11 protein-coding genes are annotated in these 15,550 nt (G+C 67.7%); 3 read left to right on the top strand and 8 right to left on the bottom strand.

Annotated elements, in window-relative coordinates; all coding sequences use genetic code 11:
• Nucleotides 1–3 precede the first annotated feature (3 nt).
• Entirely contained in the window at nt 4–1,845 is a 1,842-nt protein-coding gene (locus EYZ64_RS31090; RefSeq protein ID WP_135459578.1) for an acyl-CoA dehydrogenase, read from the bottom strand.
• A 137-nt stretch (nt 1,846–1,982) separates the two neighbouring features.
• Here EYZ64_RS31090 and hrpA point away from each other — a divergent pair, with 137 nt between their 5' ends.
• Entirely contained in the window at nt 1,983–5,876 is a 3,894-nt protein-coding gene (gene hrpA / locus EYZ64_RS31085) for an ATP-dependent RNA helicase HrpA (RefSeq protein ID WP_135459577.1), read from the top strand.
• A gap of 68 nt (nt 5,877–5,944) precedes the next feature.
• Here hrpA and EYZ64_RS31080 read toward each other — a convergent pair whose 3' ends face one another.
• From EYZ64_RS31080 to EYZ64_RS31065, 4 genes are read right to left on the bottom strand one after another with little or no spacing between them, the layout of a single operon-like run.
• On the bottom strand, nt 5,945–6,850 hold the full coding sequence (locus EYZ64_RS31080) for a fumarylacetoacetate hydrolase family protein (RefSeq protein WP_135459576.1): 906 nt from the start codon (nt 6,848–6,850) through the stop codon (nt 5,945–5,947).
• Nucleotides 6,847–7,695: an alpha/beta fold hydrolase gene (locus tag EYZ64_RS31075; protein WP_135459575.1), complete on the bottom strand. Its 849-nt coding sequence runs from the start codon at nt 7,693–7,695 to the stop codon at nt 6,847–6,849. Before EYZ64_RS31075 ends, EYZ64_RS31080 begins: the two co-directional genes overlap by 4 nt.
• 48 nt (nt 7,696–7,743) lie before the next feature.
• Complete coding sequence (locus EYZ64_RS31070) at nt 7,744–8,919, bottom strand: acyl-CoA dehydrogenase family protein (protein WP_502702998.1); 1,176 nt, start codon at nt 8,917–8,919, stop codon at nt 7,744–7,746.
• A complete protein-coding gene (locus EYZ64_RS31065) occupies nt 8,912–10,114 on the bottom strand; it encodes an acyl-CoA dehydrogenase family protein (RefSeq protein WP_135459573.1) in 1,203 nt (400 codons plus the stop codon). Before EYZ64_RS31065 ends, EYZ64_RS31070 begins: the two co-directional genes overlap by 8 nt.
• 59 nt (nt 10,115–10,173) lie before the next feature.
• Between EYZ64_RS31065 and EYZ64_RS31060 the strand changes: the two genes are divergently transcribed.
• Nucleotides 10,174–11,310 carry an FAD-dependent oxidoreductase gene (locus EYZ64_RS31060; RefSeq protein ID WP_167858040.1) on the top strand — a complete coding sequence of 379 codons (1,137 nt, stop codon included), beginning with the start codon at nt 10,174–10,176 and terminating at the stop codon, nt 11,308–11,310.
• Here the strand turns inward: EYZ64_RS31060 and EYZ64_RS31055 are convergent.
• From EYZ64_RS31055 to EYZ64_RS31045, 3 genes are all read right to left on the bottom strand, one after another.
• A complete protein-coding gene (locus tag EYZ64_RS31055) occupies nt 11,286–11,699 on the bottom strand; it encodes a cupin domain-containing protein (protein ID WP_135459571.1) in 414 nt (137 codons plus the stop codon). The two genes, EYZ64_RS31060 and EYZ64_RS31055, sit on opposite strands and share 25 nt — an antisense overlap.
• A 145-nt stretch (nt 11,700–11,844) precedes the next feature.
• Entirely contained in the window at nt 11,845–13,083 is a 1,239-nt protein-coding gene (locus EYZ64_RS31050) for an esterase family protein (RefSeq protein WP_135460352.1), read from the bottom strand.
• Nucleotides 13,084–13,172: 89 nt separating this feature from the next.
• Nucleotides 13,173–13,991: a helix-turn-helix domain-containing protein gene (locus EYZ64_RS31045; protein WP_135460351.1), complete on the bottom strand. Its 819-nt coding sequence runs from the start codon at nt 13,989–13,991 to the stop codon at nt 13,173–13,175.
• Between EYZ64_RS31045 and EYZ64_RS31040 the strand changes: the two genes are divergently transcribed.
• Nucleotides 13,911–15,550: HNH endonuclease signature motif containing protein (locus EYZ64_RS31040; protein WP_502702997.1), on the top strand; the 1,640-nt coding region annotated here is incomplete at its 3' end. The genes EYZ64_RS31045 and EYZ64_RS31040 overlap by 81 nt on opposite strands.

Below are 15,550 nucleotides of genomic sequence, written 5' to 3'. Positions count from 1 at the left end.
GGCTCAGAACGCGGCGTTGTCCAGGTGCATGACCTCGCCGTCGACCGACTCGACAACTTCGCGAACCGCCGTCAGCAGCGGCAACATGTTGTGCGCGAAGAACTTCGCCACCGCGACCTTGCCTTCGTAGAACGGCCGATCGCGATCGGCGGCCTTCCCGGTCAGACCAGCCAGCGCGGTCTGGGCGACCTGCGCGCCGACCAGCAGGCGCCAGCCGATGAGCAGATCGCCCACCGCCAGCAGGAACCGCACCGAACCGAGGCCGACCTTGTACAGCTGCTCGGGCTGTTCCTGAGCGGACATCAGGTAGCCGGTCAGCGTGGCCGCCATCGACTGCACATCGGCCAACGCAGTGGCCAGCCGCGCGATCTCGGGTTCCAGCCCGGCGCCCTCGGATTCGATCGTGGCCGAGATCTGGGCCGCCACATGCGCCAGCGCTCCACCCTGATCGCGGATGATCTTGCGGAAGAAGAAGTCCAGCGCCTGGATGGCGGTGGTGCCCTCGTAGAGCGAATCGATCTTGGCGTCGCGGATGTACTGCTCGATCGGGTAGTCCTGCAGGTAGCCGGATCCGCCGAGGGTCTGCAGCGATTCCGTCAGGATCTCGTAGGCCTTCTCGGAGCCGACGCCCTTCACGATCGGCAGCAGCAGGTCGTTGACGCGGTGCGCCAGGCCGGCGTCGGCGCCCGAGACATGTTGCGCCACCACAGAATCCTGGTGCGCCGCGGTGTACAGGTACACCGACCGCAGGCCCTCGGCGTAGGCCTTCTGCGTGAGCAGGCTGCGCCGCACGTCGGGGTGCTCGATGATCGCGACCCGCGGTGCGGTCTTGTCGGTCATCCTGAGCATGTCCGAGCCCTGGATGCGTTCCTTGGCGTAGGCCAGTGCATTGAGGTAGCCGGTGGACAGGGTGCCGGCCGACTTCACCCCGACGGTCATGCGCGCGTTCTCGATCACGCGGAACATCTGCGCGATGCCGTTGTGCACGTCGCCGACGAGATAGCCGACGGCCGGGGTGCCGTGCGCACCGAAGGTGAGCTCGCAGGTCGGTGACGACTTGATGCCCATCTTGTGCTCGAGACCGGTGACGAACACGCCGTTGCGCTCCCCGAGTTCGAGGGTCTCGGGGTCGAAGTGGAACTTCGGGACGTAGAACAGGCTCAGGCCCTTGGTGCCGGGCCCGGCGCCCTCGGGGCGGGCCAGCACGAGGTGGAAGACGTTCTCGGCGGTGTCGCCGACGTCGCCACCGGAGATGAAACGCTTCACCCCGTCGATGTGCCAGGTGCCGTCGGGCTGCGCGATGGCCTTTGTGCGGCCCGCGCCCACGTCGGATCCGGCATCCGGCTCTGTCAGCACCATGGTGCCGGCCCAGCCCTTGTCCATGCTCATGCGCGCCCAGCGCTGCTGCTCCTCGGTGCCGACCTCGGCCAGGGTGTGCGCCATCGCCGGGCCGAGTCCGTAGAGGAACATTGCCGACGGGTTGGCGCCCATGATCATTTCCTGGATGGCCCACACCAACGATGCGGGCGCCGGTGTGCCGCCGGCGTTCTCGGCGAGGCCGATGCGCCACCATTCGGCGTCCTTGACTGCCTGCACCGTCTTGGCGAGGGGCCCGGGCATCGTGATCTCGTGGGTTGCCGGATCGAACTCGGGCGGGTTGCGGTCGCTGTCGACGAACGACTCTGCGACGACGCCTTCGGCAAAGCGGGCGACCTCGTCGAGCATGGTCTGTGCGGTCTCTGCGTCGAGGTCGCCGAATGCGCCCGAGTCGAGGACCGGACCCAAGGCGAGAACCTGGAAGAGATTGAATTCGATATCGCGGACATTGGCGATGTAGTGAGCCACGATCTGCAAGCGTTGCCGACGCCGGACGGGGTACGCAAGCGTAGGTGCAGCAACCTACGGCTACGGAACCGGAGGTTGCCAGCTCCGAGCGGGATGTGAGCTACATCACATTTGATCATGCACCTATCCTTGACCGAGTGTCCGAACCGTCAGTCGCCGAGCTTCGCTCCCGCCTCGACGACTTGACCATCCGCGATGCGGATCGGCTGCGCCGCCGCCTGCGGAATCTGCGTGACGCGGAGCCGGCCAAGATCGAGAAGATCGCCGAACAGATCGCGGCCGCGGAAGGCCTCGTCCTCACCCGCCGGGCCGCCGTCCCGGCCATCACGTACCCAGACCTGCCGGTCAGCCAGCATCGCGATGAGCTGGCCAAAGCCATCAGCGAGAACCAGGTGGTGGTGGTCGCCGGCGCGACGGGCTCGGGCAAGACCACCCAGCTGCCCAAGATCTGCCTCGACCTCGGTCGCGGCATCCGCGGCACCATCGGTCACACCCAGCCCCGCCGGCTCGCCGCGCGCACGGTGGCCCAGCGCATCGCCGACGAACTCGGCACCCCGCTGGGCGACGCCGTCGGCTACACGGTGCGCTTCACCGACCAGGCCAGCGATTCGACCCTGATCAAGCTGATGACCGACGGCATTCTGCTCGCCGAGATTCAAAGAGACCGTCGGCTGCTGCGCTACGACACGCTGATCCTCGACGAGGCGCACGAGCGCAGCCTCAACATCGACTTCCTGCTCGGCTACCTGCGTGAGCTGTTGCCGCGACGGCCCGACCTCAAGGTCATCGTCACCTCGGCCACCATCGAGCCGGAGCGGTTCGCGGCGCACTTCAACGATGCTCCGATCGTCGAGGTGTCGGGGCGCACCTATCCCGTCGAGATCCGGTACCGGCCTCTGGAAGTCACCGTCGGCGGCGCAGACGACGCCGATGATCCCGATGATCCCGACCACGAGATCGTGCGGACCGAACTCCGCGATCCGACCGAGGCCATCGTCGACGCGGTCCGCGAGCTGGAGTCCGAACCTCCGGGCGATGTCCTGGTGTTCCTGTCCGGTGAACGTGAAATCCGGGACACCGCAGAAGCATTGAAGGACCTGCGCAACACCGAGGTGCTGCCGCTGTATGCCCGATTGCCCACCGCCGACCAGCAGAAGGTGTTCCAGCCCAGCCGCACCGGTCGGCGAATCGTGCTGGCCACCAACGTGGCCGAGACGTCGCTCACCGTGCCGGGCATCCGGTACGTCGTCGACCCCGGCACCGCGCGGATCTCCCGCTACAGCCGTCGCACCAAGGTGCAGCGGCTGCCGATCGAGCCGATCTCCCAGGCCTCGGCCGCCCAGCGGGCCGGTCGCTCCGGACGTACCGCGCCCGGCGTCTGCATCCGGCTGTACTCGGAGGCGGACTTCGAATCACGGCCCCGGTACACCGATCCGGAGATCCTGCGGACCAACCTGGCCGCCGTCATCCTGCAGATGGCTGCCCTTCAGCTCGGCGACATCGCGGAGTTTCCCTTCTTGGATCCACCGGATGCCCGCAGCATCCGCGACGGCGTGCAATTGCTGCAGGAACTCGGCGCGTTCGATGCGGCGGGTGCGCTGACCGACGTCGGACGACGCCTGGCTCGGCTGCCGCTCGACCCGCGCGTCGGGCGGATGATCCTGCAGGCCGACACCGAGGGCTGCGTGCGGGAGGTGCTGGTGCTGGCGGCCGCGTTGTCGATCCCCGATCCGCGCGAGCGCCCGACTGACCGGGAGGAAGCGGCGCGTCAGAAGCATGCGCGGTTTGCCGACGAGCATTCGGACTTCATCTCGTACCTCAACCTGTGGAACTACCTGCGGGAGCAGCGAAACCAGCGTTCCGGCAGTGCCTTCCGCCGGATGTGCCGCGAGGAGTTCCTGCACTATCTGCGGATCCGGGAGTGGCAGGACCTGACCGGCCAGCTGCGCAGCATCGCCCGCGACATCGGGATCCGCGAGAGTGACGAGCCTGCCGAGCCGGCAAGCATCCACGCCGCGCTGACCGCGGGCCTGTTGTCCCACGTCGGGCTGCGGGAGGGGGAGTCCCGCGACTACGCCGGCGCGCGCAACTCCAAGTTCGTACTCGCGCCGGGCTCGGTACTGACGAAGAAGCCGCCGCGCTGGATCGTGGTGGCCGACCTGGTCGAGACCAGCCGGCTGTTCGGCCGCATCGCCGCCAAGGTCGAACCCGAGGCGATCGAGCGGGTGGCCGGACATCTGGTGCAACGCAATTACAGCGAGCCGCACTGGGAGGCCAGGCGGGGCTCGGTGGTGGCGTTCGAGCGGGTCACGCTCTACGGGCTGCCCCTGGTTCCGCGCCGGAAAATCGGATACACGCAGATCGACCCGGAGCTGTGCCGCGAGTTGTTCATCCGGCATGCACTGGTCGAGGGCGACTGGCAGACCCGGCACCACTTCTTCCGCGACAACGCGCGGCTCCGCACCGAACTCGAGGAGATCGAGGAGCGGGCTCGGCGGCGCGACCTTCTGGTCGGCGACGACGACATCTACGTGCTCTACGACGCCCGCATCCCGGCCGACGTCATCTCCGCGCGCCACTTCGACGACTGGTGGAAGAAGCAGCGGCACAAGACACCTGACCTCCTCACCTTCACACGTGACGACTTGCTGCGTTCCGAGGATGGGGCGGACAATCCCGACACCTGGCAGACCGGCGATCTCGAACTGCCGCTGACCTACCGGTTCGAGCCCGGCGCCGCCGACGACGGAGTCACCGTGCACGTGCCGGTCGGTGTGCTGGCCCGGCTCGGCGGTGACGGCTTCGCCTGGCAGGTACCGGCTTTGCGGGAGGAACTCGTCACCGCGCTGATCAAGTCACTGCCCAAGGACCTGCGGCGCAACTTCGTCCCGGCTCCCGACACCGCGCGCGCCATCCTGGGCGACATCGATCCCTCCGCGGGGTCACTGCTGGACGAGATCCAGCGCGAACTGCGCAGGCGCAGCGGCATTCTGGTACCGATCGACGCGTTCGACCTGAGCAAGATCCCGGACCATCTGCGGATGACCTTCGCCGTGGAATCGGCCGACGGCAAAGAGGTGGCCCGCGGAAAGAACATCGACGCGCTGCGCGAGCAGTTGGCCGTCCCCGTCGCCCAGGCCGTGGCCGACGCGCTGGGCGGTGACCTGGAACGCACCGGGTTGCGGGCCTGGCCCGAGGATCTCGACGAGCTGCCGCGCACGGTGGAAAACGTGAGCGGCGGGCACACCGTCCGCGGATACCCGGCCTTCGTGGATACCGGAAAGGCCGTCGACATCAAGGTGTTCGCCAACCCGGCCGACCAGGCTGCGGCCATGCGGCCGGGACTGCGCAGGCTGTTGCGCCTGACCGTACCGTCACCGGTCAAGGCGATCGAGCGGGGCCTGAGCACCCGGACCCGACTGGCACTCAACGCCAATCCCGACGGCACTCTGGCCGCGCTGCTCGATGATTGCGCCGACGCGGCCGCGGATGTGTTGGTTCCCAAGCCGGTGTGGACGAAGGCCGAGTTCGCCGGCGTCCTGGCCCGGGCCGGCAAGGAACTCGGCCCCACCACGCAAGCCGGGGTGAGCCGGGTCGAGAAGGTGCTGGCCGCCGCGCATGAGGTGCAGGTCGCACTGCCCGACAAGCCGTCAGCCACCCACGCCGATGCCGTCGCGGATATCCGGTCTCAACTGGATCGACTGTTGCCCAAGCGATTTGTCACCATGACCGGCATCGCGCAGCTCAACGATCTGGCGCGATATGTCACCGCGATGGCCCGCCGGTTGGAGCGGTTGCCGCAGGGAGTTGGCGCCGATCGGGACCGGATGTCACGGGTGCATGCCGTCGAGGACGCCTATGACGAACTGGTTCAGGCGCTTTCGCCGGGCCGCGCCGCGGCCGCCGACATCCGAGACATCGCGTGGCAGATCGAGGAACTGCGGGTCAGCCTGTGGGCCCAGCAGCTCGGCACTCCGCGGCCGGTCAGCGAGCAGCGCATCTACAAGGCGATCGACGCCGTCACCCGATAGCCGCCGAAACGGTATTCCAGCAGGTGCCTTCTCGCACTATCTCTGCTGGAATACCGTTTCGGCGGGAGTCAGGCGATGGTGTGCTCGATGTGGCCGATGCCGTCCAGGGTCAGCGTGAGGGTGTCGCCGGGAAGTAGCCAGTGCCCGGTCTCCATGCCGCTTCCGCCGGGAAGTGTCCCGGTGCCGAAAAGCTCGCCGGGATAGAGCGGTTCGCTGCGTGACGCGTGTGCCAGCACCTCGCCCAGGCTGTGTTGCATCCCCGCGCTGCTGACAGTGCTGACCACCGCCCCGTTGAGCGCGACGGAACCGGTGAGGGAATTGATCCGGGGCAGGATCTCATCGGCGGTGACCGCGGTGTCCGACATCGAGCTGGCGAAGTGCTTGGACTTCTGCGGTCCGAAGCCGCTGAGCATCTCGGGGCGTTGCACATCGCGCGCGCTGAAGTCGTTGAGCACGACGAACGCGCCGATCGACTCGGCCGCTTTCTCGGGTGTCGCGTTGAACAATGGTGCGGCGAGGACGAATCCGATCTCCAGTTCGAAGTCGAGCGCCTGCGAATAGTCCGGTATCACAACCGGGGTGCCGGTCGGGACGAAGGTCTGCGCGTTGGACATGTAGTAGATCGGCTGCTGGTAGAACAGCGGCTTGGGTTTGAACTGCGGTACCGGACGGCCGGTCACGCGTTCGTACAGCGAAGTCAGCCGGTACAGGCCGGGATGGAAGCGCCGGATCAGCCCACGCGCGGCGTCGATGTTGTGTTGTTCGTACAGCATGAAGTCGCGGAAGGACACCGGCTGGAACGGCAGCAGATGGTCGCTGTGCTGCAGCTGGCGTTCGGCCGATGCGGCAAGCCAGGCATCGTCGAACACGCGGCCGCCGAGCGGGGTGAGATCGGGGTACGCAGCCCAATTACCTTCGGAATCAAGCGCTTCCACGCTCAGTCCGGTGGCCGCGCGGATGCGACGCAGCTTCATCGGGCACATCCGAGTTGCCTGCGCAGGAACGCGGTGACGTGCCCGGCCACCACGTCGGGTTGTTCGAGCCAGGGCCAGTGGCCGGTCCCGGGCACCGGCTGAACCTCACAGTTCCGGAAGATCCGGCGGTACTCGTCGGTTTGTGCGAACGGCACGTAGCGGTCATCTGCACCCCACACCACCAGGACGTCGCCTCCGTATTCGGCGAGCCGATCGACATACGGGGCAAGGGCATTCGGACCGGTGGACCGGTACAGCTTCAACACCGCATCGGGTGTGCCACGGGCGAACATGTGCTCGGCGATCGATTCCAGCGCATCGGGCGGCAGCCCCGGGTCCCGCATCGCGAGCACGCGACGTAGAACAGCCGGGTTGCCGATCCGCGACAGTGCCTCGGCCAGCATGGGTGTCCGCCACAACTTGGCGGCGAAGTGGTTGATCACCACCGGGGCGTTGATCAACGTGATGCTGCCGACGGAATCGAGATGGTCGGCGGCCCACGCGAGTGCCCAGGGCCCGCCGAAGTCATGGGCGACCAGATGCGCGCGTTCGACGCCGAGTTGGTCCAGGATCGCGTCGAGGTGGGCCGCGTAGGCGGCCACCGTGTACGGCCACTGGGCCGGTTTGTCGGCCGCGCCGAAACCCGGCATCTCCGGCGCGATCACCCGCGCGAAACCGGCGACCGGCGCCAGCAATCGATCCCACTTGGCCCCGGCGTTGTTGCCGTGCACGAACACCACTGCTTCTGGTGCTTGTTGCCGGTCCGGGCCTGATGGCCCGGCAACAAGCACCGGCGACCGCACCCCGTCGACAGCCAGCGTGCGGTGTTCGGCAGCGCTGTCCATCAGCGGGATTTTACGGTCGAGTAACGCTTGCCGCGCGTTTTCAACCGATCATTGCGTACCCGTCGCCACCCATGGCACGCGTTCGGCCTCTGCGTCGTCGAGCACCAGTTCGGCCACCCGCGACCGATGGGCCTCCGCACTGCCCAACAGCGCGGCGTCGGTGGTGGCCCGCTTGAAGTACAGGTGCGCCTGGTGTTCCCAGGTGAATCCGATCCCGCCGTGCACCTGGATGGTGTCGGCGGCAATCTTGGCGAACGCGGCCGACGCGGTGGCCTGCGCGATGCTGGTCGCCAGTGCCGGGTCGTCGGTGCCGTCGGTCAGTGCCCACGCCGCGTGATAGGTCGCCGAGCGGGCGTGCTCGAGATCCACCAGGCAATCCGCCAGCCGGTGCTTGACGGCCTGGAAGGAGCCGATCTGCCTGCCGAACTGCAGCCTGGATTTCGCGTATTCCACCGATAGGTCCAGCAGATGCTGTGCGGCGCCGATCTGTTCGGCGGCCAGCAGTGCCGAGGCCACCTGGAATGCGTGGGTGATGACGCGATCGGCCTCGCCGGTGCCGGCCACCAATTGCGCGGGGGCAGCGGTCAAGACGATCGTGGCCTGCGGCCGGGTGGGATCGAGCGTGACCAGTGCGGTGCGTTGCACTTCTGAGGCCGATGCGTCGACTGCGTACAGAGCCACGCCGTCGGGCCCCGTGGCGGCCACCAGCAGCACGTCGGCCGCGTCGCCATCGACGACGCGCTCGACGGTGCCGGTGAGCGTTCCGTCTTCGGCGGCAGTGACATTCACCGCGGTGGGATCGAATGCGCCCGCCTGATCCGGGACGGCGAACGCCGCGGTGCGCGTGCCTTCGGCGAGTGCGCCGAGCAGTTCGTCGCGTACCGGGCCGGCCGAGGAGGCGACGAGCGCCGGGATCGACAGCAACACGGTGCCGAACACCGGACCGCACGCCAATGCCGCGCCGAGTTCCTCGACCGCGATGGCCTGGTCGACGAGCGTGCCGCCGGCTCCGCCGTCGGCCTCGGGAACCGCCAGACCGAGCACGCCGAGCTCGGTGCCCAACCGCGTCCACACCGACGGATCGAACCGGGGCTCGGACTCCATCAGGGTCCGCACGGTCTGTTCGTCGAGGTTCTCGGCACAGAACTTGCGGACCGCCGTCCGCAGCTGGGCCTGCTCGTCGGTGAACGTGAACTCAGCACTGTTCTCAACGTTCTCAGCCACGCGGGATCTCCTTCCACGGCATACCGGCATCGGCCCGCAGATCGCCGGGTAGCCCGAGGATCCGTTCGCCGAGAATGTTGCGCATCACCTCTGACGTGCCGCCTTCGATGGTGTTGGCCTTGCTGCGCAGGAAGCGCTGCTGGATCGGGCCGCGCCAGTCCTTGCCGCTCTCGTCGTCGTCGCGGTCGCCCGTCCCGTACCCGTGGTACAAGATCCCTTCGGGCCCAAGCAGATCCATGCACCACTGGTAGATGTGCTGATTGAGCTCGGCACCGACGAGCTTTCCGATCGACCCTTCGGGACCCGGCCCGCCGACGGTGGCGGCAGCGCGGGAACGTTCTGCGGTCAGCCGCTGGGCCTCGGAGCGCAGCCAGAGCTGGGTCAGCCGATCCCGCAGCACCGGAGTGCGCAGATCTGGCCGTGATGCCCACAGCGCCACGGCATCCGAGATGGTCCCGGCTCCGCGACGGTTGCCGCTGCCGCCGAGCGCGCTGCGCTCGTTCATCAGCGTCGTCATCGCGACGTTCCAGCCGTTGCCGACCTCCCCGAGCCGATGCGCATCGGGGATACGGGCATCGGTGATGTACACCTCGTTGAACTCGGCCTGGCCGGTCATCTGCCGCAGCGGCCTGGTCTCGACGCCCGGTCCGTGCATGTCCAGCACGAAGTACGTGAGGCCCTTGTGTTTGGGCACATCGGGATTCGAGCGGGCCAGCAGCAGGCCCCAACGGGCCCGGTGCGCCAGACTGGTCCACACCTTCTGACCGTTCAGCACCCACTCGTCGCCGTCGCGCACCGCGGAGGTGGCGAGCCCGGCCAGATCCGATCCCGCGCCGGGCTCGGAGAACAGCTGGCACCAGATGTGCTCGGTGCTGGCGAGCGGCCGCAGCCAGGAACGCTTGAGCTCGTCGGACTGAGCGTGTTCACGCACCGTCGGTGCGGCCATGCCGTAACCCATGGGGTTGAGGCTCAGCGGTATGGGCCCGCCGGCGCCCTGCAGGATGCGGTCGGCCACGGCCTGCAGACCGCGGGATACCCCGAGACCGCCGAGGCCCTCCGGGAAGTGCACCCAGGACAGTCCCGCGTCGTAACAGGCGGCCAGGTACTCGGGGATCGGGACTTTCTTGGGGTCGTGGTCGGCCACGACCCGGCGGGCGAGGTCGGCGACCCGGTCCGCATCAGCGACGCTGCTCATCCAGCCACGATAGGGAAAGGCATTCAGTGGCTCGCGGGCGGGCGGTAGCGTCACGGTTCGTGGACCGTAAGCGCGTGGTGATCGCCGGGCTCGGTGACTCCGGGGTGCTCACCGCGATCCGGTTGGCGCGTCGGTTCGACGTCGTCGGCATCTCGGTGAAACCCGGCCTGGTCAGTGGCCAGGAGCTCGGCACGCGGCTGGCGCGGCCCGACGATTGGGCGCGCGATTACTGGATCGGCTTCGACCGGTTCCGCGAACTCGACCGGGTCCGCACCGTGCACGGCACGCTCACCGGGGCCGACCTGTCCGCACGCACGGTCAGCGTGCGTGAGGCCGACGGGAACGAGCGGGTGGAACCCTATGACGCGCTGGTCATCTCCACCGGTGTCACCAACGGCTTCTGGCGACAAGCCGTTCTGCAGTCGGCGGGGGAGGTCGATGCCGGGCTGCGGACCGCCCACGAGCGGGTGGGTTCGGCACGTTCGGTTGCCGTCATCGGGGGTGGCGCGGCGGCGGCCAGCAGTGCGGCCAATATCGCTCTCCGGTGGCCGGACATCCGGGTGGGGCTGTACTACCCGGGTGAACACCCTCTGCCGCAGCATCATTGGCGGTCCCGGCAACGGGTCGAAAGCCGGCTGACCGCGGCTGGGGTGACCTTGCATCCCGGACATCGAGCAGTGGTGCCCGAGGGTTTCGACTGCGCGGCCATCACCTCCGAACCCGTTCACTTCAGCGGCGGCCAGGCGCCGGTGCAGGCAGATGCCGTGTTGTGGGCCATCGGCCGGGTGCGGCCGAACACGGCCTGGCTGCCCGCGGACATTCTCGATGAGCGCGGGTTCGTGCGGGTGACGCCGGAACTGCGGGTGCCGGGGCACGACGGCGTGTTCGCCGTCGGCGATGTCGCGGCCACCGACCCGCTGCGCTCCTCGGCCCGCAACCGGGCCGACGGACTGCTGGCCCGAAACGTGGCCGCCTATTTCACCGGCGGCCGCATGCGCGGCTACCGTCCGCCGGCCAGCCGCTGGGGGTCGGTACTGGGTGTGCTGCCGGACGGGCTGGAAGTGTTCGCGCCCAACGGGTTTGCCTTCCGATTCCCGTCCTGGTCGATCGAGCGGGTGCTGCAGCCGTGGATCGTCCGCCGCGGTATCTACCGTGGTGTGCGGTCCGACGATCAGTACACGGTCACCAACGGTTGATCGACGGGCACTACGTAGGTGGACAGCATCAGCGTCCTCACCGTGCCGACGTTGTGCGCGTTGTGGACGACGCCGGCCGGGATGAGGAACGGGTCGCCCGAATGCAGGTGCTGGGTGGGCCGATCATCGAAGACCATGTCCACGTCTCCCTGGACGATGTAGCCCACTTCCGGCCCCGGATGACTGTGACGGCCGGACTCCTTGCCGACCGGGATCTCGAACCTGGTCTGGATGATCTCGAATCCCGGCGTGGGAGCGGCGGAACGCTGAAGCTCGGTGCGCGATACTCCCGCGGTCGGGTCGTCGGCGAGCGCGGCCGGGGCGGTGACCAGGCCGCCGGTCGCGGCGGTCAAGGCGAACGCGGCCAGAGCGAGACGTGTGCGTGTCATGGCTCCATGACACCCGGCTCAGCTCATCGAGTCCAACGATGCTTTTCGATGACAGTCATCTGTATTGGTGATAATCCGTTCACGTTTGTAGCGCCATGGCGGGAATTCGGCCGATTTTCCGCCATGGCTCTACGCACGCGGCTCGTTAGCGCGGCAGCGCTACGGGCACGGTTTGCAGGCCAGGTGCCACGGGTGCGACCGGCGCCGCGGCGACGCCTGGCACCCCGGCCACCCGTGGCACTGCGGCCACTCCCGGAACGCCGGCCGTACCCGGTAGTCCGGTCATCCCGGGCACCGCTGGAGCCGCGGGAGCTGCTGCGACGCCGGGGACCTGGCCGGGCACGGCCGGCATTGCGGGCGCTGCCGCAACACCGGGCACCTGCCCGGGCACTGCCGGAGCCGCTGGTGGCGGAGCAGCGGCTGCTGCCGCGTTCTGACTGAGCACCCGCAGCATGTCGGGCTTCATCTGCTGCAATTGCGATCCCCAGTAGTTCCAGTTGTGGGTGCCGTTCGGCGGGAAGTCGAACTTCGCATTCCGCCCGCCGGCAGCCACATACTTCTGCTGGAACTCCTTGTTGGAGTTGATCGTGATGTTCTCCAGGAACTGCGCGCTGTACAGCGTGCCGAAATTGCCGCCGGGGTCGTCGAGTTCGGAGGGAACGCCGTTGCCGCAGTACACCCAGATCGCGGTGTTGTTGGCCACCAGCCGGTTGATGTTGACCGTCGGGTCGTTGCGGCGCCAGGCCGGATCGTTGGAGATACCCCACATGTCGGTGGGGTTGTAGCCGCCGGCGTCCTTCATGGCGAAGCCGATCATGGTGGGCCACAGACCCTGTGACGGATTCAGGAAGCCGGACAAGGCGCCCGCGAAGATGAACTGGGCGGGATGCCAGATCGCCAGGTTGAGGGCCGCCCCACCGGACATCGACAGCCCGACAACGGCATTGCCGGTTGGCGCGACGTCGCGTTTGGCGGCCAGGTAGGCCGGGAGTTCCTGGGTGAGGAAGGTTTCCCACTTGTAGGTGGTGGTGCCGGCACTGCCGGCCGCGGGGCGGTACCAGTCACTGTAGAAGCTGGACTGTCCGCCGACGGGCATGACGACCGAGATGCCCGACTTGTAGAACCACTCGAACGCGGCGGTGTTGATATCCCAACCGTTGTTGTCGTCCTGGGCGCGCAACCCGTCGAGCAGGTACAACGCCTGCGGACCACCGCCCTGGAACTGCACGGTGATATCGCGGCCCATGGCTGCTGACGGAACCTGAAGGCGTTCCACCGGCAGGCCGTCGCGCGAATATGCCGCAGCGGTCGGTGCCGGCCCGGCCATCACCAGCGCCGGCAACATCAACCCTGCAATCGTCGTAGCCGCCACGCGGCGCGACATCCGACCGAACATTCTCAGTCTCACACCGGCACGCTAACAACGCCTGAGCTGGGCCTACCGGGGCCGCGCCTGGCGTAACCCCTCCGTTATCAAGGTGATTCGGTTCCGATGCCGGACCGGCGCCACTCGCGCGGTGACAGGCCGTGTGTCCGCCGGAACTGACGGCTGAAATAGCCAGGGTCGGCCATCCCCACCCGGGCGGCGACCTCGGCCACGGGCAGGTCCGTATCGCCGAGTAGTTGACGGGCTCGACTCATCCTGCGCTCGTTGATCCACTCGCCGACCGTGCGTCCGGTCCGCCGCCGGACCAACGTGGTGAGATGACCCGCAGTCATTCCGACCTCGCTGGCGACGTCGCGCAACGACAGCGGCTCCGACAACCTGCGGTCGATCGACGAGAACACCTCGGCCAGCAACGGCTCGCCACTGCGTCGCAAGTCGCTGACCACATCGTCGGCGAGACGGGCCAGATCGATGAGCACCAGGGTCAGATGGGCCAGCGCGGCTTGACGATAACCCTCGCGCCGACCGGTCAGCTCCGCCTCGATCGATCGGATCGCGCTGTCCCAGAAAGGCTGTCGATCGGCGGGCACGTGCAACTGCAGTAATCCACCGGAGTTCCCGTGGATGAACGGGAACAGCAGGGGGTGGGCCTGCCAGGTGGGCCATGGCGAGCCGGCGTCGTACCCCAGCGCGGTGGGGTCGAAGTACACGCCGATCCCGTCGGAGTCGGCGGTCAGCGGTCGTGGGTCGATCACCTCGCCTGCTGCCACCACGTAGACGACTCCATCGGCCGGCACGTACCAGAGCACCGGGAAGTCGTGAATGTGCGGACGGTGTTCGGGGAGATCTGCGCGCCGGCCCCGGGTCACCGACACCGGCGGCGCGACGCGTTCGCCGCCTGCGATTACCGGTCGTTGACCCGGGCCGAGCTGATCGCGGTGCTCGACGAATACGAGACCCTGACCTGCCAGATGCCCGCCGTAGTGCACCGACTGCTGGCCCAACTGCAAGCCGACACCACCCCGCGCGAGATGGGCGCCAAGACGTGGAACGAGGTGCTGCGCATCCGCTGGCGACTATCCACCACAGAAGCCGGCCGCCGTTTGGGTGAGGCCGCCGAGCTGGGGCCGCGGCGTGCCCTGACCGGTGAACCCCTGGCCCCGGTACTGCCCGCGGTCGCCGCCGCGGTTGAAGCCGGCCTGATCAACGCCGACCACGTCAAAGTGCTGCGCGACGCGATCAACCGACTCCCCGGATTCCTCGACCCCACCACCGGCCAACAGTTCGAAGCCGACCTGGTCCGCGTCGCGGTCGGGGTCGGCCCCAAAGAACTCAAAAACACCGCCGAACTGCGATTGTTCCTGCTCGATCAGGACGGACCCGAACCCGACGACACCGAACGCGCCCGCAAACGCGGCGTCAACGTCGCCGCACAGGGCCGCGATGCGATGACCGGTCTGACGGCCAACCTCACCCCCGAAGCCGCCGCCGTATGGGAAGTCCTGTTCGCCAAATTCGCCGCCCCAGGCATGTGCAACCCCGACGACGACGAGCCCTGCACCACAGGTACCCCCACCCAAGCCCAGATCGACAACGATCACCGCAGCCTGGCCCAACGCCAACACGACGCCCTCCTCGTCATCGGACGAATCGCGTTGATGAGCGGCGATCTCGGCCAACTCAACGGGCTACCCGTCGCGGTGATCATCCGCACCACTCTGCAAGACCTCGAATCCCGCGCCGGGATCGGCGTCACCGGTGGCGGCACCAAACTGCCCATCAAAGACGTCATCCGCATGGGCGCACACGCCAACCATCACCTCGCGGTGTTCGACCAGGCCACCGGAGCAGCCCTGGACTACTTCCGGGCCCGCCGCACCGCCAGCCCCGCCCAACGCATCATGCTCATCGCCCGCGACGGCGGCTGCACCAAACCCTGCTCCACCGTCGGCGCCTACGGCACCCAAGTCCATCACGCCGTCACCGACTGGGCCGACGGCGGCAACACCAACGTCGATGACATGGCCCTGGCCTGCGGCCCCGACAACCGCCTCGTGCACACCGACGGCGGCTACACCACCACCATCAACGACCACGGCGAAGTCGAATGGCACCCACCACCAGAACTGGACCACGGCCAACACCGCATCAACTACCACCACCGCCCCGAACTACTCCTCACCCCACCCCAGGACCAACCAGAACCGGAACCACAGCAGCACCCCGAACACGACCCCGAACGGGACCTGACCCACGAACTCCAGCAGCCTGCAGACTGGGAACTGCAATGGGACCCGCAATGGGACCTGGACTGGGACAACGACTTCGACCAACCCACACCCAACACACCCAATGTGGAACACCTCTGGAACCCCGAACCATCCGCCCCAGAACCGCTCGACCCCGGACTTCCACCCGGCTGGACACTGCTCAACAACAACCATGCCCTCAGCGGCAAAGCAGT

Source organism: Mycobacterium sp. DL99, assembly GCF_004762045.1.
Taxonomy (GTDB): Bacteria; Actinomycetota; Actinomycetes; order Mycobacteriales; family Mycobacteriaceae; genus Mycobacterium.
This window is presented reverse-complemented; position numbering and strand designations above follow the sequence as displayed.

What these genes read in the sequence shown, in the direction of transcription:
- EYZ64_RS31065 (WP_135459573.1), bottom strand. Translation starts at nt 10,114, where the DNA reads ATGAGCAGCGTCGCTGATGCGGACCGGGTCGCCGACCTCGCCCGCCGG.
- EYZ64_RS31075 (WP_135459575.1), bottom strand. Translation starts at nt 7,695, where the DNA reads ATGGACAGCGCTGCCGAACACCGCACGCTGGCTGTCGACGGGGTGCGG.
- EYZ64_RS31080 (WP_135459576.1), bottom strand. Translation starts at nt 6,850, where the DNA reads ATGAAGCTGCGTCGCATCCGCGCGGCCACCGGACTGAGCGTGGAAGCG.
- EYZ64_RS31050 (WP_135460352.1), bottom strand. Translation starts at nt 13,083, where the DNA reads ATGTCGCGCCGCGTGGCGGCTACGACGATTGCAGGGTTGATGTTGCCG.
- EYZ64_RS31055 (WP_135459571.1), bottom strand. Translation starts at nt 11,699, where the DNA reads ATGACACGCACACGTCTCGCTCTGGCCGCGTTCGCCTTGACCGCCGCG.